We start from the raw sequence: 24,094 nt of genomic DNA, 5'->3' as shown, positions 1-24,094 counted from the left end.
CTATTGCAGGCAAGCCAGCCCCCACAGTGTTGACCGCGTTGTTACTTCAGATTCGGTGCCAGGGCTGAATTGTCGGCTTTCGGCCGCGCCAGCCAGTAGCCCAGCACGGCCAGCGGCGCGGTCGCCAGCATCACGATCGCGGTAATCAGCAGCGGCTGGTCAAGCATCGACGACACCACCAGGCTGCTGAGAAAACACAGGCCCAGTTGCAGGGTGTTTTGCAATGCCGCCGCCTTGCCGGAATTTTCCGAAAACGGCATCAGCGCATTCGCCACCACGATGGGGTAACTGGCACCGTTGCACAGCGCCATCAGGCAGAACGGAATCAACAAGGTGGTGAGGGTTGGCACCGTCAAGGTGGCGACCAGGTACAGCGCCACCATGCTGATGCAGTACGCCAGCAGCAACCAGGGCAACAGCGTCTTGCCCTGGAAGCGCTGCAAGGCGCTGCGGCAACTGTAGCCACCGACCAGGAACGCCAACGTAGGCAATACGTAACTCAGGCCAATATCATTCGGGCTGTAGCCCATGCCGCCGAGGATGAAGGGCGACGCCGTCAGCCAGGCGAAGAAGCTGGCCGAGCAGGCGGCAAAAATCATCACATTCCCCGTAAATACGCGGGACGTGAGCAACTGTCCATAACCGAGGCGCACCGGCTCGCGCCCCTCCGTCGGGCGTTTCGGCATGCCACGCAGGAATACGGTCGGCAGCAGCAACAGCACCGACACCCCCAGCAACACGCCGAAGATCGCCTGCCAACCGAAGTGATTCAGCACCATCGCGCCCAACAGCGGCGCCAGCGCTGGCGACAACGACATCAGCGGCATGATGCTGGCGAACACGCGATGGGCCTTGTCGGCCGGGTAGCGATCAATCACCAGTGCCTGCCAACTCACGGCGGCGGAACACACACCAATCGCCTGGATAAAGCGCAGCGCCAGCAATTGCGGCGCGGTCTCGACCCAGAACATCCCCGCGCAGCCCAACACAAACAGGCTCAGGCCGGCGAGCAGGATGGGTTTTCGCCCCAAGCGGTCGGACAACGGCCCCCACAACAACTGCCCCACCGCAAAGCCGGCGAGGAAAATACTCAAGCTGGCACCCACTGCGCCAGCGCCAATCTGCAACTGCTCGCCCATGGCACCAAATGCCGGCAAGTACATGTCCATGGCGAGGTAACCGAGCATGCTCAGTCCCGCCAGATACCAAGTGAAGCCAAAAGAGTTTTTCATTGAAGCCTTGTTCATTCTGCCATCAAACTATTTGCTGACTGGCGCCCATTATGAAGCTGACAGATTCTCTGTGAAGCGATAATAATTGGACACTCTTATCAATAAATTTGAAGGCAGTCAGCATGTGGTCCGAATATTCCCTGGATGTGGTTGACGCCGTGGCACGCCATGGCAGCTTCAGCGCCGCAGCCCAGGAACTGCATCGAGTGCCGTCGGCCGTCAGCTATACCGTGCGCCAGCTGGAAGAGTGGCTAGCGGTGCCCTTGTTCGTGCGACGCCACCGAGACGTGGAACTGACGCCCGCCGGCCGCTTGTTTATCGACGAAGCCCGTGGCGTGATGAAGAAAATGCTCGGCACCCGGCGCCTGTGTCAGCAGGTCGCCAATGGCTGGAGTGGCCAGTTGAAGGTCGCGGTGGACTCCATCGTCAAACCCCAACGCTGTCGGCAGCTGGTGCTGGACTTCTATCGACAGTTTCCCGAGGTCGAGTTGCTGCTGGAGTACGAAGTGTACAACGGCGTGTGGGATGCCCTGGCAGATGAACGCACCGACATTGTGATCGGCGCGACCAGCGCGGTGCCGGTGGCCAGCCACTTCACCTTCCGCGATATGGGTTTGTTGAATTGGCTGTGCGTGGTCAGCGCGCGACACCCGCTGGCCAGCGTCGAAGGATTATTGAGCGACGATCAGCTGCGTCCCTTTGCCTCCCTGTGCATGACCGACACCTCGCGCAACCTACCCAAGCGTGACACCTGGACACTGGATAACCAGCGTCGGCTGGTGGTGCCGAATTGGGCATCCGCGATCGATTGCTTGCGCGACGGTCTGTGTGTAGGCATGGCGCCGGCGCATCAGGTGTTGCCGTGGATCGAACGCGGTGAGCTGGTGGCGCTGCAATTGAGCCGGCCGTTTCCGGCCAGCCCGTCTTGCGTGGCGTGGGCACAGAACAAGCTGTCCCCGGCCATGGCTTGGCTGCTGGAGTACCTGGGCGATACCGAGACCCTGAACCAGGAGTGGCTTAACGGCCCTACGCCAGTAACCGGGTAATGGCCCGCACGATCATCTCGACCTCCTGAGTATCCAGGGTCAGCGGCGGCAGCAGGCGAATGATCTTGCCCCGCGTGACGTTGATCAGCAACCCGTGCTCCTGGGCGGCGCGCTGAGCCAGGTCCCGGCAGGGGCTGGCCAACTCGATACCGATCATCAGCCCCTGGCCACGAATCGCCACGACCTGCGCATGCTCATTCAATTCCACGCGTAACCGGGCCAACAGGCGTTCGCCCTGTTGTGCTGCGTTCTGCAGCAAGCCTTGTTCTTCGATGATGTCCAGCACGGTGCATCCGACCCGACACGCCAGCGGATTGCCGCCGAACGTGCTGCCATGACTGCCCGGTGTAAACAATTGGGCCACCGCGGCCCGAGCCAGGCACGCGCCGATCGGCACGCCATTGCCCAGGCCTTTGGCCAGGGTCATCACGTCCGGGACGATGCCTTCATGCTGGAAGGCGAACCAGGTGCCGGTGCGGCCGATGCCGGTCTGGATCTCGTCAAGCATCATCAGCCAGCCCTGGCGTGTGCAGTGATCGCGCAAGGCTTGCAGGTAACCCGACGGTGCCGGCAGCACACCACTTTCACCCTGGATCGGTTCCAGCAGCACCGCGGTGATGCGCGGACCAAATGCCTTGGTGATCGCTTCCAGTGCCGCCAGATCACCAAAGCGTACCTTGAGAAAATCCCCCGGTAACTGTTGGAAGCCCAGGCGGACCGAGGGGCCATCGCTCGCGGCCAGGGTGCCGAGGGTTCGGCCATGAAAGGCGTTCTCCATCACCACCACCAACGGCGCTTCAATGCCCTTTTTCCAGCCATGCAGGCGCGCCAGCTTAAGCGCGGTTTCGTTGGCCTCGGCGCCGGAATTATTGAAGAACGCGCGATCCAGGCCTGACAACTGAGTGAGGCGCTGGGCCAGCCGTTGTTGCCAGTCGATGCTGTAAAGATTGGACGTGTGCAACAGCAAGCCCGCCTGCTCGCTGATAGCCGCCACCAGCCTGGGGTGCGAATGGCCGACATTGGTCACCGCCACACCGGCCACCGCATCCAGGTATTCGCGACCTTGCTGGTCCCATAGGCGCGTACCCAAGCCGCGGGTAAAGCTCAGGGCCAAGGGTTGATAAGTGGTCATCAGGCAGGCGGCGGTCATGGTGCGGGCTCCAGTGCATCGTAGTGATGACTGCAGTATCGTTAGCCACCTGAGCTGGATAAACTGCGCATTCCTGCAATGACTTTAAACCAGGGCTTGATAATGGATCTGTTCCAGGCAATGTCGGTGTACGTGAAAGTGGTCGAGACCGGCAGCATGACGGCGGCAGCCCAAGCCTGCGGGATGTCTACCACCATGGTCGGCAACCACCTACGTGCGCTGGAGCAGCGGCTGGGCGTCAGCCTGCTCAAACGCACCACACGCAAACAAAGTCTCACTGAATTTGGTGGCCAGTATTACCAGCGTTGCCTGGAAGTACTGGGGCTGGTAGCCGACTCCGAACAGCTTGCCGAGCAAGCCCACAGTGATGTCCCCAAAGGCACCCTGCGCATCACCGCGCCCCCCGTGTTCGGCACCGAACGCCTTACACCGGCCTTGAGCGAATTTTCCCGACGCTACCCATTGATCAATCTGTACGTGGTACTGAGCAATGAGCGGATGGACTTGGTCGACAGCGGCTTCGACGCGGCGATTCGCCTTGGCGAACTGGAAACATCCAGTCTGATCGCCAGGCCAATGCAGGCCTACACCCTCACCCTCTGCGCGTCACCTGATTACCTGGCGCGACGTGGTACACCTCAGACCCCCGATGACCTGCAGCACCACGACTGCCTGGCGTTCGCCTACCCGGCGAGTGACAACTGGCGCGACGCCGACAAACTGTGGCGCATGACCGGCGAGAGCGGCGAGGTGGAGGTTCCAGTATCCGGCTCTTTGACCATCAACAGCTCGCAAGGCCTACGCCAGGCGGCCGTCAACGGCATGGGCATCATCATGCTGGCCGATGCCCTGGTGCAGCCGGATCTGGAGAGCGGCAAGCTGGTGGCCTTGCTCACCACCTATCGACTCCCCAGCCGCCCCATGCATCTGCTCTACGGCCAGGACCGTTATCGGCTGCCCAAGCTGCGCGCCTTCGTGGATTTCGCCATGGAAAAATGGGCGCGCTAAAAGCCCACGCCCCATTCTCGCAATTGAGCGGCAGTGCGCTCGGCGGACACATGATGAATCCCCCGCCAACCGAGGGCGATGGCTGCTTCGATGTTGCCGGCAACATCATCGATAAACACCACTTCCGCCGCCTGGATATCTGGCAGGTGGGCCCGTACCTGGCTGAGGCTGGCGTCGTAGATCGCTGCGTCAGGCTTGATGAGTTTCAACTCGCCGGACACCACGATATCGCGAAAAAATTGGAGGAAGGGGTAGTTGGCCCGCGCATACGGGAAGGTCTCAGCCGACCAGTTGGTGAGCCCGAACAGCGGCATATCGGCCTGGTGCAGCGCCTCGAGGATCGCCACGCCTTCCGTCAACGGGCCACGCAGCATTTCGTGCCAGCGATCGTAATAGGCTTGGATCAGGCGTTCATGATGCGGGTGTTGCTCGATCAGGCTGCGGGTGCCTTCGGTCAGGGAGCGACCGGCATCCTGCTCGGTGTTCCACGCCTGGGTACAGATATTCTCGAGAAACCACTGCCGTTCGCCATCATCGGCAATCAGCGTGCGGTAAAGGTGCTGCGGGCTCCAATCGAACAGAACCCCGCCGAAATCAAAAACCACTGCACGCACGGTCATATGCGCCTCCCAATTAACTAATGTGCTGCGACAGTCTCCTACAGCAATGACACGCGGCGGCAAGCAATCAACTGTAGGCCCCTTCCGATAATGTCATGGAACGCGCACTACCAGCAGCGCTGTAACCCCCGGCATTCGAGACTTGCACCGTCTTTCGTCGATTCGGCGCCGTACAGCCAGACATACTTTTTTCGCCCCGCCCCTAAAAAATGGCTCTAGTGTCTGCCCTGCAATCGAGGGAATGCTCGGGTCTGGAAGGGATCATCCAACATGCCGATGAAACATGACTTGGAGACATTCAATGAGAGACATCATCTCCCCTGCTATTTCACCTTCCGCACTCAGCCTGCACGTAGTACTGAGCGCTCAAGCCAGTCGGTCGACTGGCATCGCCCAAGAGACGAACAACTCGGTAAATCTCGCACTTGAACGCGTCAGGGGGCAGACCGGAATAGTGCCGAGCCATCTTGCGCCCTTGCAAAATATCGCGGTGGATACCAACTCCATCATCGGTGTACGTCCCGTAGAAACCGTGGCTACCGGGTTGATAGAGGCCGGCCACCCCACCAAGGATTTTCACATCAAGGGAAAAAGTGCCAACTGGGGACCGCAGGCTGGCCTGATCTGTACGAACCAAGCGTTCAGCAAGCTTGAAAAACTCAAGGAGGACGCGCCCGCAAAAGTGACTCGCGCCAACGAACAAATCCAGGAGTGCATCCGCGATGGACATGCCGTCGCAGTGCCTCTGAGTATTTCGAGCCACCGCCTCGGCGAACTGATGAAACTCGGCCAGATCACCGACCTGACAACAAAGACACACAGCGACACGCTGCGTTTCAGTGCCCAAGGCCCCAGCCAGCAGATGTATGCATTCGAAGGCAAACGCACATCGCCCTCAGAAGATAGCTATCTGATCTTCCACGAAGGCAAACCCATTGAAGTGCTGGCAAAACGCGAAGGAGGCAAGGCACTGACGGCCGATTATGACCTGCACATGGTCGCGCCCCACCTCAGCGATTTTGGCCCACAGGACAGAATCCCGGTGCCCGACATAGCGCACAGTGTTTTCACTCACCGAATCGATCGCTACAGGCAGCAACGACCTGACCCCAGCACCTTTCAAGTGCCGCAAGCGTTACGCGCAGACTATGAAAGCGCCGCACACTTCTATCAAAAGGAAGACCCCGATCTGGGCAATGCCACGCCACGGATAAAGCAAATGATTGAGCTGATCAATCACCGTTTGGTCGGCAATGGAGAGCGGGTGGTACACCACAATGCGGACTCCGGTAGCCCCGCGACGGAAGTCGCCGCCAACTACCCGGCAACCTTCTTTCTACCCACAAAGCTTGGGCGCTTTGACGAGGTCAGCATCATCAACAACAGCAAGGAAATGGCGGAACTGATAACAACAGCCAAAGACAGCGGCTATCACGTTGCTGTTAATCCGCTTTGGGAGAAAGAAGTAACTGGCATCAAACGCTCTGGTTTCACCCATGCGCAGGAGCGGCTGGCGTCGACCTTTCGCCAAGATTGAGCACCTTGGGCGCAAACCAGACAGCAGCCTGATAACAGATTTATCGAGGCTGCTGTCGACCCCCGCGATTATGCCGAGATGAGACCGTTGATCTTCACGGTCGGGTTCACGTCAGCATCGTAGTCCACGCCATCGATTTCAAAACCGAACAAGCGCAGGAATTCAGCCTTGTAGCCGGCAAAATCGCTGATCTCGTTGACGTTGTCGTCGGTGACCTGGTTCCACAGGGCTGCCACGGCGTCCTGGACCTTCGGTTCCAGCTCGGCCAGGTCGGCACGCAGGCGGCCGTCGGCGTCGAGTTTCGGCTGGCTGCCGTACAGGCTGTCCTTGAACAGGCCGTAGACCTGCTCGATGCAACCTTCGTGGGTGCCCTGCTCTTTCATCACTTTGAACAGCAGAGACAGGTACAGCGGCATGATCGGGATGGCCGAGCTGGCCTGGGTGACCACGGCCTTGAGCACCGATACACGGGCATCGCCCTTGAGTGCAGCGAGGTTGTCGCGCAGGGTCAGGACTTTCTTGTCGAGGTCTTTCTTGGCTTCGCCGATGGAGCCGTTCCAGTAGATGTCCTGGGTCAGCTTCTCGCCAAGGTAGGTGAACGCGGTGGTCTTGGCGCCTTCGGCCAGCACGTCGGCGTCACGCAGGGCGTCGATCCACAGCTGCCAATCTTCGCCGCCCATCACTTTGACGGTGCCGTCGATTTCTTCCTGGGTTGCAGGCTCCAGGGTGGTGTCGACCACAACGCCCTTGTCGGTGTTGATACCACGCAGGGTCACAGCTTTGCCGATCGGCTTAAGGGTGGAATTGTGCACCACGCCTTGCGGGTCGGTACGGCGTGGCGCGGCCAGGCTGTAGACGACCAGGTCGATCTTGCCCAGGTCTTTCTTGATGGTTTCGATGGTCAGGCGCTTGATCTCGTCAGAGAACGCGTCGCCGTTGATGCTCTTGGCGTAAAGGCCTTTCTCGACTGCAAATTTCTCGAATGCGGCGCTGTTGTACCAGCCGGCGGAACTCAGCTTGCCTTCTTCGCCTTCTTTCTCAAAAAACACGCCCAGGGTATCGGCGCCGCAGCCAAACGCAGCGCTGATGCGCGCGGCCAGGCCGTAACCGGTGGATGCACCGAGGACCAGGACCTTTTTCGGGCCGCCTTCGATGACGCCGTGCTGAGTGACGTAGTCGATCTGCTCTTTGACGTTCGCTTCACAGCCAACAGGGTGAGCGGTCACACAGATGAAGCCACGAACCCGCGGTTTGATGATCATAAAATTTCTGCCTCTTCCAAGGTGCCGAAGGCCAGTGGTGGCCATTCAACTTCAATCGTACCGGTCTATGACGTCCAAAAAACCGAAGCGTCACGATAGTCGCAAATCTTCTGTTTACAAAATCCAATCCGCTCAACGCAGCCAGCGTTAAAAACTGTGTAGAGCCTTCACAATTTTGCAATATTTAAAACGCCTCTCCAGCGCCGAACGCCTTATCATGACGCAGTTGTTTCAATATGTTTCAAAACCCCACCACTCGCGGCCACGGATCCGGACCTGTCGAATGGCGTCCTGCTGGAGCTGAGTGTCATGAACAAGCCTGCTTTGCGTAAAAAAGCGGCATCGGTCGCCTGGGTACTCGGCGTCCTGCTGATTATTGATATGTTCCCCGAAACCACATTGGTATTTCTCGGGCTGGTGGTGATCTGCGGTATTTACGACTTCCTGCGCAATGGCCTGTACGACGCGCCCACCATCAAGAAATATTTTATCGGCAGCGGCCGCAACACCTGGCTGCTGGCGCCGTTCAATACCCTGTTCGACCTGTTGAGCTCGCGTAACCGACACGTTTACACCATGGCCGACCTACCGCCAGCCTGGCGTGAAGAGCTGCAACAGGTGATCGAAGACGCCATGGCCCACAAGGACGAAATCATTGGTTACCTGGACGAACGCATGGCCGAGAAGAAGCGCGGCATGTTGTTTTTCCAGTGGTATGGCCAACCCATCGAGACCACCCTCGACATTCCGAGACTGCGCAGAAAACTACCGTTCGTGAAAACCATTGGCGTGTCGGTATTCAATGAAAACCGCTCCACCTCATTTCATTTCGGCCCCCTGCGCATGATGTTCCGCGTGCTCTACAACATGGCACCGGCGCCCCATCACGAGGGCGTCTACATCCAGGTGGGCAGGCACAAGCATTACTGGCACGACGACCCGCTGTTTATTTTCGATGACACCCTGATGCACGCCTCTTTCAACAAAAATGATGCCAAGCGTTACTGCCTGTTTATCGATATCGTGCGACCGACACCGGTGCCCCAGGTTCTCAACGCCGTGATCGCGGGGTTTGCCGGCATGGCCTTTACCCTGCGTCGGGTTTTCTACAAAAACTGGAAGCTGATTCAGTAAGTTCTGCGGCATGATGGTGTTGGACGGTGTTTGCGCTCTGCCTTGCGCCTGAGGTAAATATCCGTCTCGAGCGACCGAATTCGGCGCCCATCATTCTCAAGCCATCGCGGCCCCTCGTGGGTGCGGTGGCTGCGCTTTCAAGGAATCAGAATGCCCCAACGTCAAGTCATCAATGCGTCCGTCAGCCCCAAAGGCAGCCTCGAAACCCTGTCCCAACGTGAAGTCCAGCAACTGAGCGAAGCCGGTACCGGCAGCATCTACACCCTATTCCGCCAGTGCGCCCTGGCGATCCTCAACACCGGCGCGCACATCGACAACGCCAAGACCATTCTCGACGCCTACAAAGACTTCGAAGTGCGCATTCATCAACAGGACCGTGGCGTGCGCCTGGAATTGCTGAACGCCCCCGCCGATGCCTTCGTCGATGGCGAAATGATCGCCAGCACCCGCGAAATGCTGTTCAGCGCCCTGCGTGACATCGTCTACACCGAAAACGAGTTGGACAGCCAGCGCATCGACCTGAGCAACTCCCAGGGCATCACAGACTATGTGTTCCACCTGCTGCGCAACGCCCGTACGCTACGCCCCGGTGTCGAGCCGAAAATCGTGGTGTGCTGGGGCGGGCACTCGATCAATACCGAAGAATACAAATACACCAAGAAAGTCGGCCACGAACTGGGCCTGCGCAGCCTCGACGTGTGCACGGGCTGCGGCCCCGGCGTGATGAAAGGTCCTATGAAAGGCGCGACCATTTCCCACGCCAAGCAACGCATTACCGGCGGGCGCTACCTTGGCCTGACCGAGCCGGGCATCATCGCCGCCGAAGCGCCGAACCCGATCGTCAATGAGCTGGTGATCCTGCCGGACATCGAAAAACGCCTGGAAGCCTTCGTTCGCGTCGGCCACGGCATCATCATCTTCCCGGGCGGTGCGGGCACGGCCGAAGAGTTCCTGTACCTGCTGGGTATCCTGATGCACCCGGACAACCGCGACCTGCCCTTCCCGGTCATCCTCACCGGGCCGAAACATGCCGCGCCGTACCTGCAACAGTTGCACGCATTCGTCGGTGCCACCCTGGGCGAAGCGGCGCAAGCGCACTACCAGATCATCATCGATGACCCGGCCGAAGTGGCGCGCCAGATGACCGTCGGCCTCAAGGCCGTGAAGCAGTTCCGCCGCGAGCGCAACGACGCGTTCCACTTCAACTGGCTACTGAAGATCGACGAAGGCTTCCAGCGCCCGTTCGACCCGACCCACGAGAACATGGCGAGCCTGCAACTGAGCCACGCATTGCCGCCCCACGAACTCGCCGCCAACTTGCGCCGTGCGTTCTCCGGGATCGTGGCCGGTAACGTAAAGGACAAAGGCATCCGCCTGATCGAGCAGAACGGTCCTTACGAAATCCACGGTGACCCGGCCATCATGAAACCGCTGGACGAGCTGCTACAGGCGTTTGTCGCCCAGCACCGCATGAAGCTGCCAGGCGGCGCGGCGTATGTGCCGTGTTATCGAGTGGTTCAGTAAGCTAGCGCTGCACCGCCACGCATTTGATTTCCACCAGCAGACCGGGGTGTGCCAGTTCGGACACCCCGATGGTGGTCCAGGCGCAATGCCCGCGTGGGAACAGGCTGTTTTTCACGTCACGGAAAACTGCCATGTGCTGGCTCATGTTGACGTGGTAGGTCGTCATGTCCACCACGTCTTCGAAGCGGCAACCACCCTCCTCCAATACTTCCCGCAGGTTTCCCCAGGCGGCGATGAATTGCGCCTCGGGATCTTCGATCACGGCCAGTTGCGGAGTGCGGCCGACCTGGCCCGCGCAGTAAAGAGTGTTGCCAACCTTTACCGCTGGCACGTAGCCGGCGCGCTCGACAATGGGTTGCATGGTGGCAGGAATGATCAGATGGCGGTCGGTCATAGCTTGTATCTCTTTGGGCCTGAGGCGGGCGTGTGAGCGTGCAACGTTCGAGCTAGGGTTTTACCTGTTCCCACCTACTCACACCAGCGAGCGACCTATGGACCAACGGATCTTGCCCTTCATAAATCCTTACCTTAGGGTAAGGAATATCACGATGGAGATTTTCACGATGTCGACCGCCACACTGACCTCAAAAGGGCAAATCACCATCCCTGTAAAAGTGCGCACCGCACTTGGCCTGGAAACGGGCGACCGGGTTGAATTTGTCGAAACGGAAGACGGCACGTTTTCCATTATTGCCGCGAGCAGAACCGTCCAGGATCTCAAGGGGCTTATCCGCAAGCCCGCACAGGCCGTATCGATCGCAGACATGAACCGCGCCATCGCCGTGCAGGGAGCCAAGGCCGGATGATTGGGCTCGATACCAATGTGCTGGTGCGTTACGTCACCCAGGATGACCCCGTGCAATCACCCAAGGCCTCTGCCTTGATCGAATCGCTGACCACCGTTTCACCGGGCTTCGTCAGCCTGGTGTCCGTGGTGGAGTTGGTCTGGGTGCTGCAAAGCTGCTATCAATCGACCAAAAGCGACGTGGTGACGGTGCTGGAAACGCTGCTGCGTACCCGTGAGCTGACCGTTGAGCATGCCGAAATCATCTGGCAGGCGCTGCGCCGATTCACGGCCGGTAAAGCCGATTTCGCCGACTACCTGATCGAACGCTGCGCCCATGCGGCAGGCTGTGAGTACACCGCCACCTTTGACCTCGACGCGGCCAAGGGAACGGGCATGAAACGCCTCGCCTGAAGCCTCCGCGTTGCGGGGAGTTCCGGGCTTTGGTAAAAAACGCCTCTACTCCGATCAAGAGAACGACCAACGTGCGCACGCTGCTTCTCGCCGCCATGGCCCTGGCGCCAACCCTCGCCCTGGCCGACACCATCGCCTGGCCCGACTTGCCCAAAACCTGCTTCGTCAGCGGGCGCGCCGCCACAAGTGCAGATATCGACAGCGGCTGCGCGGCGTTCCTGATCAATGTGCAAGGCAAACCGGCGGGAACACCGATCAACGTGGATGTCCCGCAGTACGCCCTGCACGTAGACGAGGCCACCGGCAAGGAAACGCCGGTGATCATCATCCAGGCTGAAGAGAACGGCGCGACCAGGATAGTGGGCTACCAGGAACTGGGCAGCGATCAACTCGGTGCTGCACTGCTGCGGGAGGTTCGGCTCCTGGGCACCCAAAAGCCGATTTAGCCTGACTCAGCGAACCCAGCCCCCACCCTGCCAGTGATACCCATCATTACGCTGCACCCAATGCGGATGCACGTAGCGGTACCCCTCGCGCACCGGCTCCCAGTGGCCATGCACCGCGACATAGCGTCCGCCTTCCCAACGCCAGTAACCGCGCGACCATATATAGCCGTAGCGCACCGGCGGCTCGACTTCGATCACTTGCACTGGCGGCGGTTGCGGCGCGACGACTTCGACATACTCACGTTGCACCGGCCTGCGCTCGTGCACGACGCGCTCTTGCACACACCCGGATGCCGCGACGACCATGGCTACCAATGCTGCATAACGTAGCAACATAAAAAACCCTCGGGCGTTGACGCCCACTACCTGCACCGTTAAAAAATGCCCCCTTGTTTCAACCTCGCTCCTGCTCGGCCCTGAGTATTTTTAACAGGTGATGTCTGTCAGCTTGCTGAACCCGCAGTCCTCAAGAGGCGCAGGCGACGGTCGGTCGCTTGCGGCGTATCAACAACAGCCCGCCGACGACCACGGCAATGCCGGCGTAGGTCGAGACCTGGATCACGTCGCCAAACATCAGCGCCGCCCATACCAGGGTGACCGGCGGTTCCAGGTAGACCAGCGCCGCCACCTGGGTCGCGGTCATCACGCGCAGCAGCATCCACAGGCTCAAATAGGCGACGAAGGTGGAGAACAGGGTGAGCCAGACAATTGAGATCAACACGTCAGGGTCGTGGGGAATACTTAGCGTATCGGTGTAGAGCACGGCGCCGGTAAAACCGATCAAGGTCAGCAACGACTGGATGAACAGCGGCAGCACCAAGCCTGCGTCCTGGCGTTGAACGGTGCGGCGCTCATACAGGGTAGCCAGCGTCAGCCCCAACGCGGCGGCCAGGGGCAACAGGTACATGACCAGGCCGACGCCCTCCCCACCACCGCCGTACTGCCCAGCGATCACGATGGATACGCCTACGAAGCTGATCATCAGCCCCGTCCACTGCCAGCCGCCACTGCGTTCAGCCGCGCTGCCACTCGACAGCGCCGCCGTCATTAACGGTTGCGTCGCCGCGATGATTGCAGCGATGCCGGGAGACAAACCATTCTGGATCGCGACGTAGAGGCAACTCAGGTACAGGAACTGCGAGAGAAATCCGATGACGGCGTAATGGCGAACCTGCACCCAAGAAACCTTCAGTAACCTGACGTTCAATAACAGCCCCAGGCACAGCGAGACCAGCAGGAAGCGCCAGAACAGCAGATTGAAGGCACCGCCGCCTTGCGTACCCAGTTTGGCGCCGATATAGCCAGAGCTCCATGAAAGTACAAATGCCACCTGCAACAACAGCCGCTTTAAGGTTGGTCGCGTCATGAAGCCTGCCCGTCAGTCCAAGTTGACTGAAAGGCTAAGGGCAGCACATGCTTCTGTATATTTGAATAAACTGCACTATCAATTCGCAATAGTGGAATCATGGCCAAACAACTGAATATCGACCTGTTGCGAACGTTCCATGCCGTGGCGCGCTTTGGGCGGTTCAACGAAGCAGCCGAGCATGTGCACCGCAGTGCCTCCACCGTGACGACACAGATACAAAAGTTGGAGGATCAGGTCGGCCAACGCCTGTTCAGCCGTAGCAATCAAGGCGTTGAGCTGACCCTGTACGGCAGGAAACTGCTGGTCGAAACCACCGAATTCCTCAAGAGTCATGACCGCCTGCTGATCTCGCTGATGCCACAGCGCATGCAGGGAAAAATTCGCTTGGGCATTCCCGACACCTACGCACCGGCGTTTATGCAGGATTTGCTGCCGCAGTTGATCGCTGACAACCCGTTGCTGGAGCTGGAAGTCGAAGCGCGTACCAGCGGTGAACTGTTGAATTTGTTTATGGCCAACCAGCTCGACCTAGCTATCACCGTCAGTGCCCAACCACTGGCACAGGGCGAGCGCCTGGGGCCGGTTCAGCCGCTGTGGGTGGCGGCCGAGCATTTCAGTTATCCGCCGAACGCGGCGCTGCCGATCACCGTGCCTGTCGTCGGCTGCCCGTATCGTGCGGCGGCCTTGCAGGCGTTGAAAGACCATGGGATTTTCCACCGTGTGCTGCTGGAAAGCCCCAACTCATCAGCGGTCGAAGCCTGCGTGCGCAGTGGCGTGGCGGTGGGCCTGATGGAAGAAAGCCGTATGGGCGAAGGGCTGATGCACATGACAGAGCTGCCGCCTCTGCCGGCGCAGCATCTGTACCTGCTGTGCGATACCGGTAATGCGCTGGCGTTGCACTTGCACGAGCAAGTCAGGCATTTCAAGGTCTGAACGGCACGCCTAAAAAAGCCCGCTGACCGTTACCGGTCAGCGGGCTTTTTAACATCAGGCTTGGCTTACAGCGCCAGGTCAGACGCCGGCTTGCTCGGCTCAGCCGCAGGCTTGGCAGCCTCGGTGGCCTTTGGTGCAGCCACTTGCGGAATCACAGGCGGTGTAGGCAGTTGCAGGATCTCGGCGGTGTAGGCCCATTCCTTGGCGACCGCTTCAGGGCTGTCGTTCAGCTTGGTGCCGTAGCTCGGTACGATCTGGTGCAGCTTGGTCTGCCACTCAGGGGTCGCCACCTTGTCCTTGAACACTTTCTGCAGCACGGTCAGCATGATCGGAGCCGCGGTGGACGCGCCTGGCGATGCGCCCAACAGGCCGGCAATGGTGTTGTCGGCGGAGCTGACGACTTCGGTGCCGAGTTTCAGCACGCCGCCCTGCTCTTCGTCACGCTTGATGATCTGCACGCGCTGACCGGCTTGCCACAGGCGCCAGTCGGATTGCTTGGCGTTCGGGAAGTACTCTTGCAGCGCCTTGAAGCGGTCGTCGTCCGACAGCATCAGTTGGCCGGCGAGGTACTCGACCAGTGGGTATTCGCGAATACCGACTTTGGTCATTGGCCAGATGTTGTGGGTGGTGGTGCTGGTCAGCAGGTCCAGGTACGAGCCTTCTTTCAAGAACTTGGTCGAGAAGGTGGCGAATGGGCCAAACAGGATCACGCGCTTGCCATCCAGAACACGGGTATCCAGGTGCGGAACCGACATCGGCGGTGCGCCAACCGAAGCTTTACCGTAGGCCTTGGCCAGGTGTTGCTCGGCCACGGTTGGGTTATCGGTCACCAGGAACGAGCCGCCTACCGGGAAGCCAGCGTATTCCTTGGCTTCAGGAATGCCCGACTTTTGCAGCAAGTGCAGTGCACCGCCGCCCGCGCCGATGAACACAAACTTGGCGTCGGTCTCGGTCTTGGTGCCGTCTTTCAGGTTTTTGTAGCTCACACGCCACGAACCGTCGGCGTTCTTGGTGATGTCCTGCACTTCGCTCGACAGTTTCAGGTCGAACTTAGGGGTGGTTTGCAGGTGAGCGACGAACTGGCGGGTGATCTCGCCGAAGTTCATGTCGGTACCCAGCGGGCTCCAGGTGGCCGCGATTTTCTGGTTCGGGTCACGCCCTTCCATCATCAGCGGAACCCACTTGGCGATCTGCGCCGGGTCTTCGGAGTACTGCATGCCGGCGAACAGCGGGCTGGCTTTCAGGGCTTCGTAGCGTTTTTTCAGGAACTTGATGTTGTCATCGCCCCACACAAAACTCATGTGCGGTGTGGTGTTGATGAACGAACGCGGGTCCTTCAGCACGCCCTGACGGACCTGCCAGGCCCAGAACTGACGGGAGATCTGGAACGCTTCGTTGATCTCGACCGCTTTCGGGATCTCAACGTTGCCGTTCTTGTCTTCAGGGGTGTAGTTCAGCTCAGCCAGGGCCGAGTGACCGGTACCGGCGTTGTTCCAGCCGTTGGAGCTTTCTTCGGCGACGCCGTCGAGGCGCTCGACCATTTCCATCGACCAACCCGGCTCCAGCTCATTGAGCCATACACCCAGGGTCGCACTCATAATGCCGCCGCCGATCAGCAGCACATCGACTTTCTTTGCCTCTTCCGCGTGAACGGAGCTGATCCCCAGCGACAAAGCCAGCCCCAGCAGGGCAGTGTTTACTTTTTTAAACATCAGTAGCACCTATGATAAAACGCCATCCGCCCTACCGCCCCTGATCATGGGCAACCCTCTATCACGCTGCGCCAGGCAACGCACCGCGGGGTTTGCACATTCACGAGAGAGCCGCAGGGTGGGCACACAAGGCCGACGTATCGACCTCACTGTTTATGTCCCTTCTGCGCTGACTTCTTATCATTATTGGCTTCAGCTACCTGGGCGAGAGCCAATCGCTGGGACGTATACGGATGTACGCACCAGAGAAAGACTAGACCAAGACGGCGCGCAGAATATCACGGCAAAAGGCCGTTATGCGCTGTTTGGCCAATTGACAGCTCTAAATCGCGGGTTTTAACCCGTCGATGTCAAGCGTGGCAGGCGCGACCTGAGGTCACAGGCCTGGAACTCTCACGCAAAAGGCTGTTCTAGACACCTTTGCCGCTGCTTGCGTAGCATCGGCGGCTCTCCTTCGTGCAATCCATCCCAATAGAGTTACCCATGACTATCCAGCAAACACCCGGGCACGTGCTGCCCGCGCGCAGCGCCGCCAAAATGGAAGCGGCCATGGCCGTGGGCGCCTTCGCGATCGGTACTGGCGAATTTGCCATCATGGGGTTGATGCCCGACATCGCCCAAAACCTGGGTTTGAGCGAACCCCAGGTCGGCCACGCCATCAGCGCCTACGCCCTGGGCGTCATGGTTGGTGCCCCGCTGCTGGCCATCCTCGGTGCCAAGCTGCTGCGTAAACACATGCTGCTGTTGCTGATGGGCCTGTACGCCCTCGGCAACCTGGCCACTGCGTTCACCCCGACCTTCGGTTCGCTGGTGGCCTTTCGCTTCATCAGCGGCCTGCCCCACGGCGCCTACTTCGGCATCGCTGCCGTCGTCGCGTCCAGCATGGTACCCAACGACAAACGCGCCGGCGCCGTGGCCCGCGTGATGATGGGCTTGACCCTGGCCATGCTGCTCGGCAACCCCATCGCCACCTTCCTTGGCCAGCACCTTGGCTGGCGCTCGGCATTTGCGCTGGTCAGCGTGATTGCCCTGTGCACCATCGCGCTCGTCTGGCAGTACGTGCCCCATCGCCACGACGAACAACGCAGCGACCCACGCAAGGAGATGCGCGCTTTCACCAAGCCTCAAGTGTGGATGGCCTTGTCGATTGGTGCGATTGGGTTTGCCGGGATGTTCTGCGTGTTCAGCTACCTGGCGCCGACGATGCTGGAAGTGACCAAAGTGTCGCCGCAGTGGATTCCCTTCGGCCTGGCGGCGTTTGGCGTGGGCGGCATCATCGGCAACATTGCCGGTGGCAAACTGTTCGATCGCATGCAGTTCCGTGCAGTGGGCTTGATCCTGGTGTGGTCGATGGCCGTGCTGCTGTTCTTCCCCTTCGCGGTATCGTCGCTATGGGGCGTGCTGCTGAGCATGGGTCTGGTCGGCACCATGGTGGCCCTGGCCGCACCGCTGCAAATCCGCCTGATGGATATTGCCCACGAAGCCCCGAGCCTGGCGGCAGCGTCCAACCACGCGGCGTTCAACCTGGCAAACGCACTGGGGCCATGGTTCGGCGGCATGGCGATTACGGCCGGGTACGGCTGGACCAGCACCGGCTACATCGGCGCCGCGACAGCGCTGGTTGGCTTGGGCATCTACCTGATAGCCCGCCGCATGAAAGGCGGGCACTGACACTTCCCAGACCACCACAGCCCTAATGTGGGCACTCTGATGTGGGAGCGTGCTTGCCCGCGATAGCGGTGGGCCAGTTCAATACATAATGACTGCCCGCCCCCATCAATCATCATGCAACAACCCCGCCCCATACTCCCCATAACTACTCCCCAGCCCACTGCCGCCAAAATTCATCTTGGCGGCCTTGCTGGGGCTGCGGTCCCCAAACGCCTGGCATCCGCCTGAAAAGCACGGATCGCTGTTCAAGCCTGATGAGCCCGACGAACAAGCGGCTAACAGCAACGTGCCAGCAATCATCGCGACTTTGACGAAGTTGGAGATCATATCTTCAGTTCCCTGTGGACGGGAGGCGCGGAGGTCCTCTCTTAAGCAGGAGCGTAGTCCTCAACGGCGCAGGGAATTATGAAACTTTGCAGGGGGACAGCGTGGGTTCAGGTTGCCGCCTTGGGGTCTTGCCGACCTGGTCAAAACCAACGGCCAGACTCTGAGTGACCTGGCGATGGAGGTTCTGCACGACGACATCGAGCACGAAAAAACGCCGACAGCTCAGATCGAGTTGGCAGTGAAAGAAGCCGAGCTAGGCAAATTCGCCACCGATGACCATATGGCAACTAGGCGCGTTCAGAGCTGGCGTCGGCATGCGAGTTGAGTGGCTTGAAAGCGCACTCAAGCATCTGGAAGACGAAGCAAACTATATCGGACTCGAAAATCCACAGGCGGCTACCGTTCCCGTTCGAAGTGTTGAATGCGCGAAACAGTGCTCTCGGACAGCCAAGATGCATCCCTGATAAACTGCGCGATATTCGCCTCGTTGACTCAGACCCCAAATGCCCCTACAAACCGCCACCCTCTCCCGCCGCTTCTCCGTAGCTCCCATGATGGATTTGAACTGCTAATTCTACAGACATTGTAATACGTGCCCTGTAGCGCACGATAAAAACCCCGTACCACTTTCGTACCACTCCCCTCCTGAAATAGCCCTCGCCTGGCCGACAAAACCACACGTAAGGCACGGTGCTTATCGCCAATGCCTGTCGCTCCAATCCCAACCTCCCCTTCAAACGTCAACATCTGACGCTGTGTGGGTATCCATGACCCATTTGGGTATACCTAAAAAGCACAAGCATCAAGAGTATCCAGAATACGGAGAGGAATAACTTTTCAAAATCCAAGCAAAAAAAACCCAGCTTGAGCTGGGTTTTTTTGCAGACCTAAATATCACTCAACGTATACTTATTCTCAATCATGAATGCTGGCGCACTCCAGTTTGGACCTTTTCTTATTCCTCCATCAACATGTTCAACCACCCCTTCGAGCTCCATATTTTCAATAAGCTTCAAAAGCTCCAAGTTATTTGAAATATTGGCCCACCCATTCCTGCTGTAGAGTCGATCCAGCATTGGATACGAAATTGGTTTGTTTCTTACAATAAAAAGAACTACATCCCTTGGTGCTTCAGCGACTACCACGTCATTAATGTTACTCATTTTACTCTCCATATACTTGTTTAATTTCTGCAGCAATGGCTTCAGGCGTATAGAACAAATCGTCAGCATCCCTCAGCTTATAGTCTTCTAAGGTTGCAGCATGAGCATTATTCCAAACATTTCCTTCTACCCCATCAGCTACCCCGAGCGCCCTGTAACGTTCTAACTCTCGAATTTCATGGGTGTAAAATCGTTTATCAACATCCGTAACAGGGATCTGACCACTTAGTATCTTTTCTAGCCGTTCAATCATAATCTTATTAGCATCAGAAGGTACGAATCGTGACGTATGCAATTTAACCAGATCAATACCTTCCTGAGTCACCGTTGCCGTTGCCCAATCAAGATCTTGGATTGGACCTCCGGCTTTATCAGGATTGTACATCCGTCCGCTGTGTACACCTTTAGTGGTAGCACCGTCGTACGGACTATTAAATACCGCATAAATCGGTGGCAAACCCGAATCCGCGGGGTAAACGTAAATAGCGTCTCGGATGCTCAATTGGCTGGCAATCGGAAACGGCTCAGCTTTGACGTCAATTAGGGTCAGAGTGATGCCTGTGTATACCGGAGTCTCCACGGGCTGTACCGGAGTTGCCGTTGAGCTATTTCCTGGTACTGCAATAGGGAATGCCAGGGTGATCGGCGGTGTATCGGTTGTAGTAAACGTATAGGCGTTGGCCACAGGATCAAGCACCAATGCCCTTACCGGAACAGTTGGGGCTAGTCCACCAGTGACCTGGGTGGCCACTACCGAATACTTCGATTGATCACCATAAAGCCGATATAGCACATCAACCGTCCCACCAGCCGCCGCTACCTCGAGAAGATTATCAGGCAGGCTAGGCGCCAGTTCCTTAGCGGGCAGATCCAGCATTGTCGCGGGCAGCTCCCCGTTGCCAAGGGACTCTGAATACGTCAAAGCTCCAATACCGACTGCCGTGGCCGCACTCACAACTGTACTCAGCGCTACCTTAGCCGCTTGAATCGCCGCCTCCAACGTAACGCCTGAACCTGCCGTGACGGCAATAGAGCCTGCAGCCGTACTCAGTTGCATAGCACCGGCTGCGGGAAGCCTGAACGTGTGAGCTGCTTTAAGTGCTGCGGCTTCAGCAGCTACCCTAGCAGCCTCAGCTGCTGCCGCCTCATCGGCAAAACGTTTGGCCTCAGCGTCTGCACGTGCTTGGTTAGCCTGTGCTTGAAGATTCTGCTTCAGGACATTTAAATAATCGATCTCCCGATTGATATATTTTGCAGCATACGCAGCCTCAAGTGAGGTGTACCATTCTTTATAATTTTTATCTGGAGGGTAGTTTGTCTTGCTCCCGCTGATTGCATCTTTAATAAATTGCATAGTCGGGAAACGAAAGAAATCTCCATAGTAGTACTTATCAGCAATCGCTTTTTGAGCAGCAGCAGCCTGTGATTTTTGAGTGATTAGCGTATCTACCGAACGAATATGCTGTTCGATTTTCTCGACTTCGCCCGCGGGACCGCCGTCATTTTGTTCTATTGCAGTAATGCTTTTTGCAATAGATTCGGGCATCAACTGAAGATTCGTTGCAAAGCTCGCCTCTTGATCCTTAACATTTTTGGAAATAATGGGGGGGGTATGTGCTAAGTATATAAGTACGCGTTGCAACGTTAATTAGCTGTCCAGTGTGACTATGTGAGAAATCACTGTCACCACCTCCGCCTCCGAATGTCTGTGGTTCATATATTATTAATATCGTTGATTTTAATTTCTGGAAGATAAAGCGTGTCGCCAATCATAGGCATAGTGAATTTCCTTTTCGCTATATTCAGTACGATAGCTCTCATATTTCAGTAAAGTGAACGGCTGATTACCCCATCACCTTACTACCCTCTGATGAACGGCTTCGGCTCTGAAGCTCTCTGTTTCTGAGAAGCTCAACGAACAAAAATCCCCGTCTGCTGCACTCTTCATCATGCCGCACACACACTGTATGCATACACAGCAAAGACCGCAACAAAAAATATGCATTTATGCATATCCAGACTGGCAAACGGGGGATATCGGGGTCAGACCACGATATCTAACGTACTGGCCTCCCTCCGATCCGGCACATTCCACACGTAGCAATGTGCAACGCGAGGTGGTGAGAAGCGCACAAGCCTCTCCCACACCCTAGACCCATCCCTGATAAACTGCGCCCCATTCGCCTCGCTGGCTCAGACACCCCAATACCCCTACAAACCGCTCCCCTCTCCCGCCGCTTCACGCTCGCGGCTTTTTAGGTTGTAGCCCAGCTTGCGCAGTACTCGGCGGGCGCCGCCCATGGCGAGCGGATCGACCTGGTAACCCCAAGCATCTTTGGCGATCGCCAGAACGGCGCCGAGGTGCGTCAGGTCGTTGCCGGCAGTTTGTGGCTGAACGCCGCCGCCCTCGCGGCTCATTCGGAAGAGTGCAAAGTCGACCAGGCATTGGGTGGTGACGTCGATATCGTTCAGTTGGCCGATGTCCATCTTGCCGATGGCTTCAAGCGTGGCCTTCTTGGTTTTGCCCAACGGCCTGGCCTTTCCCACTTCCAACAGGTACTGGTCGATCATGTCTTTGACGGTGACGCCCTACCGGCTGGCCCGCTCGATCGCACCTGGCTGGTCCAGCTCCGATTCGCGCTTGCGCGTCCACGCCTGGGCAGCCTGTTTACGGGCGAAGGTCTGGCTCTCTTGGTAGACTTGCACTCCGTCGCGTTTGATGCGGATTTGAGCCGTGTAGCTCACAGTCCCATCCGCCAGTTTTCTTGCCCTGATAGTTGCCATTTTGAAAGTGGTACGCGTCAGTTTTGAGGTGGTACATCGTACCACCGAGCCTAAAAACGCCTGAAAACGCCCTAAAACTCGCCAAGAACACGTTGAGTAAAATGCTAGATAAACAGAGCTTTAGCCCAGCAGAATCAAGCCCCGCACTGTCTCGGCGCTTTAGCGTTGCACCTATGATGGACTGGACCGACCGCCACTGCCGGTTCTTCCTGCGCCTGCTCTCCAAGCACGCCCTGCTCTACACCGAGATGGTCACCACCGGCGCGATCCTCCATGGCGACCATGACCGTTTCCTGCGCCACAACGAAGCCGAGCACCCGCTTGCACTGCAACTGGGCGGCAGTGTCCCCGCCGATTTGGCCGCCTGCGCGCGCATGGCCGAGGCCGCTGGCTACGATGAAGTGAACCTGAACGTCGGCTGCCCCAGCGATCGGGTGCAGAACAACATGATCGGCGCGATCCTGATGGCGCATCCGGCGTTGGTGGCGGAGTGTGTGAAGGCGATGCGCGATGCGGTGTCGATTCCGGTGACGGTGAAACATCGCATCGGGATCAATGGGCGGGACAGTTATGCGCAGTTGTGTGATTTCGTCGGGACGGTGAAGGACGCAGGCTGCACCAGTTTCACCGTGCATGCGCGGATTGCGATTCTGGAGGGGTTGTCGCCGAAGGAGAACCGCGACATTCCGCCGTTGCGGTATGACGTGGCGGCTCAGTTGAAGCGGGACTTTCCAGAGCTGGAGATTGTGCTCAACGGTGGGATCAAGACATTGGAGCAGTGTCACGAGCATTTGCAGGTGTTTGATGGGGTGATGCTGGGCCGGGAGGCTTATCACAATCCCTATTTGCTGGCAGAAGTGGATCAGCAGTTGTTTGGTAGTGAGGCGCCGGTGATCAGTCGCGCAGAGGCGTTGGTGCAGTTGCGGCCTTATATTGCGGAGCATTTGGCTTCGGGTGGGTCGATGCACCATATCACTCGGCATATCCTGGGGCTGGGCACCGGTTTCCCGGGGGCGCGCAAGTTCAGGCAGTTATTGTCGGTGGATATTCATAAGGCACGTGATCCGTTGGCGTTGCTGGATCAGGCGGGGGCTTTGCTGGAAGGGCGGTAATGCATTGGCTTGTGTCATTGCGTGAGCAGCCCCGTTCTCACCGTCTTGACGACACGGGGCGCTATCGGAGTTAGCCCCGCTACCCTTGCAAGCGCCAGTAGTCAGTGCGGAGCCCCCGTCCACCTACTTACTACCTACGCTTACATGCGCTGTAGAACATAACTGTTTTCAAAGCCATGAACACTGCCCAGTATGTTGAAGCCTTGAAAGAAACCGGCGGCCCTGAGCAGGTCGACTGCAGGCCCCACTTCAGGCGAATGCTTGAAATCGCGGTAATCGTCCAACACGATGAAGCCTCCCGGCACCACGCTCGGCGAATACAGCAGGAAATCCAGCAACACGTTGCGCGCGGTGTGGCCACCATCGATATGCAACAGCGCAACCTTGGGCGCAAGGTTGTAGAAACGCTCGGCACTCAGTTCCGAAAAGCCGCGTATCACCTCTGCATTGGGCAGCATCAGTTCCTTATAGTGACTGAACTCTTCGAACTGGTTCGGCAACTCGAACGGGTCGATCCCGATGATACGGCGTTCGCAATTGCACACCTCGTTCATCAGCATCAACGACTTGCCCTTCCACACGCCAATTTCCACCACATCGCCTGGCAGCTCGGCAATCAGAAGAGACAGGTAGCCCAAGAGGCGTACATGTTCATGGAACGACAACTCAGTACGCACCATTGCATGTTCAGGCACCAAGTTGGCCTGCGCCTGTTCGAAATGCTGGCCGATCAATTCCCACACCTGCGCGATGCTGTTAGTCAATTCCGGGTTGCTGGTGAAGTCATTGAGCTCTTGGATAGTTAGCATGTTTTCCCTGATTACTGCGAGAGGCTAGTTGAGAGACCGTATTTGAAAATACCCTGG

At 58.0% G+C, this 24,094-nt stretch carries 24 protein-coding genes and 1 pseudogene; 12 read left to right on the top strand and 13 right to left on the bottom strand.

Translation table 11 applies throughout. The features are described 5' to 3' along the window. Window positions 1-41 precede the first annotated feature (41 nt). On the bottom strand, window positions 42-1,232 hold the full coding sequence (gene punC / locus PF1751_RS08070; protein ID WP_044286842.1) for a purine nucleoside transporter PunC: 1,191 nt from the start codon (window positions 1,230-1,232) through the stop codon (window positions 42-44). 122 nt (window positions 1,233-1,354) lie between these two features. Here punC and punR point away from each other — a divergent pair, with 122 nt between their 5' ends. Continuing rightward, the gene (gene punR / locus PF1751_RS08065; protein WP_044286841.1) at window positions 1,355-2,278 is read left to right on the top strand and encodes a DNA-binding transcriptional activator PunR; all 924 of its coding nucleotides are present in this window, start codon (window positions 1,355-1,357) and stop codon (window positions 2,276-2,278) included. Here the strand turns inward: punR and PF1751_RS08060 are convergent. Beyond that, window positions 2,259-3,428 carry an aspartate aminotransferase family protein gene (locus PF1751_RS08060; RefSeq protein WP_010211993.1) on the bottom strand — a complete coding sequence of 390 codons (1,170 nt, stop codon included), beginning with the start codon at window positions 3,426-3,428 and terminating at the stop codon, window positions 2,259-2,261. The genes punR and PF1751_RS08060 overlap by 20 nt on opposite strands. Window positions 3,429-3,530: 102 nt before the next feature. Between PF1751_RS08060 and PF1751_RS08055 the strand changes: the two genes are divergently transcribed. After that, window positions 3,531-4,436 carry a LysR family transcriptional regulator gene (locus tag PF1751_RS08055; protein WP_010211994.1) on the top strand — a complete coding sequence of 302 codons (906 nt, stop codon included), beginning with the start codon at window positions 3,531-3,533 and terminating at the stop codon, window positions 4,434-4,436. On the opposite strand, the gene PF1751_RS08050 is transcribed toward PF1751_RS08055, so the two are convergent. Then, on the bottom strand, window positions 4,433-5,056 hold the full coding sequence (locus PF1751_RS08050) for an HAD family hydrolase (protein WP_010211995.1): 624 nt from the start codon (window positions 5,054-5,056) through the stop codon (window positions 4,433-4,435). The genes PF1751_RS08055 and PF1751_RS08050 overlap by 4 nt on opposite strands. Window positions 5,057-5,357: 301 nt before the next feature. Here PF1751_RS08050 and PF1751_RS08045 point away from each other — a divergent pair, with 301 nt between their 5' ends. Then, entirely contained in the window at window positions 5,358-6,593 is a 1,236-nt protein-coding gene (locus PF1751_RS08045) for an anthrax toxin-like adenylyl cyclase domain-containing protein (RefSeq protein WP_010211997.1), read from the top strand. A gap of 68 nt (window positions 6,594-6,661) precedes the next feature. Here the strand turns inward: PF1751_RS08045 and fabV are convergent, their stop codons facing one another. Further along, window positions 6,662-7,855: an enoyl-ACP reductase FabV gene (gene fabV / locus PF1751_RS08040; protein WP_010211998.1), complete on the bottom strand. Its 1,194-nt coding sequence runs from the start codon at window positions 7,853-7,855 to the stop codon at window positions 6,662-6,664. A gap of 309 nt (window positions 7,856-8,164) precedes the next feature. Here fabV and PF1751_RS08035 point away from each other — a divergent pair, with 309 nt between their 5' ends. Then, on the top strand, window positions 8,165-8,989 hold the full coding sequence (locus tag PF1751_RS08035) for an aspartyl/asparaginyl beta-hydroxylase domain-containing protein (protein ID WP_010211999.1): 825 nt from the start codon (window positions 8,165-8,167) through the stop codon (window positions 8,987-8,989). Between the two features lie 150 nt (window positions 8,990-9,139). Beyond that, window positions 9,140-10,513, top strand: coding sequence for a nucleotide 5'-monophosphate nucleosidase PpnN (ppnN, locus tag PF1751_RS08030; protein ID WP_010212000.1), 1,374 nt, complete (start codon window positions 9,140-9,142; stop codon window positions 10,511-10,513). A 1-nt stretch (window position 10,514) separates the two neighbouring features. Here ppnN and PF1751_RS08025 read toward each other — a convergent pair whose 3' ends face one another. Further along, complete coding sequence (locus PF1751_RS08025) at window positions 10,515-10,907, bottom strand: RidA family protein (protein ID WP_010212001.1); 393 nt, start codon at window positions 10,905-10,907, stop codon at window positions 10,515-10,517. 154 nt (window positions 10,908-11,061) lie between these two features. Between PF1751_RS08025 and PF1751_RS08020 the strand changes: the two genes are divergently transcribed. The 3 genes from PF1751_RS08020 to PF1751_RS08010 all read left to right on the top strand — a co-directional run bounded on the left by PF1751_RS08020 (window position 11,062) and on the right by PF1751_RS08010 (window position 12,157). Then, the gene (locus PF1751_RS08020; protein WP_042570752.1) at window positions 11,062-11,319 is read left to right on the top strand and encodes an AbrB/MazE/SpoVT family DNA-binding domain-containing protein; all 258 of its coding nucleotides are present in this window, start codon (window positions 11,062-11,064) and stop codon (window positions 11,317-11,319) included. Then, the gene (locus PF1751_RS08015; RefSeq protein ID WP_010212003.1) at window positions 11,316-11,711 is read left to right on the top strand and encodes a PIN domain-containing protein; all 396 of its coding nucleotides are present in this window, start codon (window positions 11,316-11,318) and stop codon (window positions 11,709-11,711) included. The genes PF1751_RS08020 and PF1751_RS08015 overlap by 4 nt, the downstream gene beginning before the upstream one ends. Before the next feature lie 71 nt (window positions 11,712-11,782). After that, complete coding sequence (locus PF1751_RS08010) at window positions 11,783-12,157, top strand: hypothetical protein (protein WP_010212004.1); 375 nt, start codon at window positions 11,783-11,785, stop codon at window positions 12,155-12,157. Window positions 12,158-12,163: 6 nt separating this feature from the next. Here the strand turns inward: PF1751_RS08010 and PF1751_RS08005 are convergent, their stop codons facing one another. Both PF1751_RS08005 and PF1751_RS08000 read right to left on the bottom strand, forming a co-directional pair. After that, a complete protein-coding gene (locus PF1751_RS08005) occupies window positions 12,164-12,493 on the bottom strand; it encodes a YXWGXW repeat-containing protein (RefSeq protein ID WP_010212005.1) in 330 nt (109 codons plus the stop codon). Between the two features lie 130 nt (window positions 12,494-12,623). Then, on the bottom strand, window positions 12,624-13,523 hold the full coding sequence (locus tag PF1751_RS08000) for a DMT family transporter (RefSeq protein WP_010212007.1): 900 nt from the start codon (window positions 13,521-13,523) through the stop codon (window positions 12,624-12,626). A gap of 99 nt (window positions 13,524-13,622) precedes the next feature. On the opposite strand from PF1751_RS08000, the gene PF1751_RS07995 reads away from it, so the two are divergent. Continuing rightward, window positions 13,623-14,459, top strand: coding sequence for a LysR substrate-binding domain-containing protein (locus PF1751_RS07995; RefSeq protein ID WP_010212009.1), 837 nt, complete (start codon window positions 13,623-13,625; stop codon window positions 14,457-14,459). Between the two features lie 65 nt (window positions 14,460-14,524). Here the strand turns inward: PF1751_RS07995 and mqo are convergent, their stop codons facing one another. Further along, window positions 14,525-16,171, bottom strand: a complete 1,647-nt coding sequence (mqo, locus tag PF1751_RS07990) for a malate dehydrogenase (quinone) (protein ID WP_010212011.1) — start codon at window positions 16,169-16,171, stop codon at window positions 14,525-14,527. 483 nt (window positions 16,172-16,654) lie between these two features. Between mqo and PF1751_RS07985 the strand changes: the two genes are divergently transcribed. Further along, window positions 16,655-17,842, top strand: a complete 1,188-nt coding sequence (locus tag PF1751_RS07985) for an MFS transporter (RefSeq protein ID WP_038452963.1) — start codon at window positions 16,655-16,657, stop codon at window positions 17,840-17,842. Window positions 17,843-17,947: 105 nt separating this feature from the next. Here PF1751_RS07985 and PF1751_RS07980 read toward each other — a convergent pair whose 3' ends face one another. Continuing rightward, window positions 17,948-18,169, bottom strand: coding sequence for a hypothetical protein (locus PF1751_RS07980; RefSeq protein ID WP_021490975.1), 222 nt, complete (start codon window positions 18,167-18,169; stop codon window positions 17,948-17,950). A 112-nt stretch (window positions 18,170-18,281) separates the two neighbouring features. Here PF1751_RS07980 and PF1751_RS29415 point away from each other — a divergent pair, with 112 nt between their 5' ends. Further along, complete coding sequence (locus PF1751_RS29415) at window positions 18,282-18,494, top strand: hypothetical protein (RefSeq protein ID WP_021490976.1); 213 nt, start codon at window positions 18,282-18,284, stop codon at window positions 18,492-18,494. A 562-nt stretch (window positions 18,495-19,056) separates the two neighbouring features. On the opposite strand, the gene PF1751_RS07970 is transcribed toward PF1751_RS29415, so the two are convergent. From PF1751_RS07970 to PF1751_RS07960, 3 genes and pseudogenes are all read right to left on the bottom strand, one after another. Next, window positions 19,057-19,332 (bottom strand): hypothetical protein, encoded by a 276-nt coding sequence (locus tag PF1751_RS07970; protein ID WP_010212016.1) that lies wholly within the window; start codon window positions 19,330-19,332, stop codon window positions 19,057-19,059. Window position 19,333: 1 nt separating this feature from the next. Beyond that, window positions 19,334-20,878: an S-type pyocin domain-containing protein gene (locus PF1751_RS07965; protein ID WP_010212017.1), complete on the bottom strand. Its 1,545-nt coding sequence runs from the start codon at window positions 20,876-20,878 to the stop codon at window positions 19,334-19,336. 692 nt (window positions 20,879-21,570) lie between these two features. Next, a pseudogene (locus PF1751_RS07960) lies at window positions 21,571-22,116 on the bottom strand (site-specific integrase); the annotation flags it as partial. A 101-nt stretch (window positions 22,117-22,217) separates the two neighbouring features. Between PF1751_RS07960 and dusA the strand changes: the two are divergent. Next, window positions 22,218-23,228, top strand: a complete 1,011-nt coding sequence (gene dusA / locus PF1751_RS07955) for a tRNA dihydrouridine(20/20a) synthase DusA (RefSeq protein ID WP_010212019.1) — start codon at window positions 22,218-22,220, stop codon at window positions 23,226-23,228. Between the two features lie 140 nt (window positions 23,229-23,368). On the opposite strand, the gene PF1751_RS07950 is transcribed toward dusA, so the two are convergent. Then, entirely contained in the window at window positions 23,369-24,037 is a 669-nt protein-coding gene (locus PF1751_RS07950; protein WP_010212021.1) for a class I SAM-dependent methyltransferase, read from the bottom strand. Window positions 24,038-24,094 lie beyond the last annotated feature (57 nt).

This window comes from Pseudomonas simiae (assembly GCF_000934565.1).
In the GTDB taxonomy this organism is placed as follows: Bacteria; Pseudomonadota; Gammaproteobacteria; order Pseudomonadales; family Pseudomonadaceae; genus Aquipseudomonas; species Aquipseudomonas simiae.
Note: the sequence above shows the minus strand (reverse complement) of the source record. Positions and strands in the feature narration are given on the sequence as shown.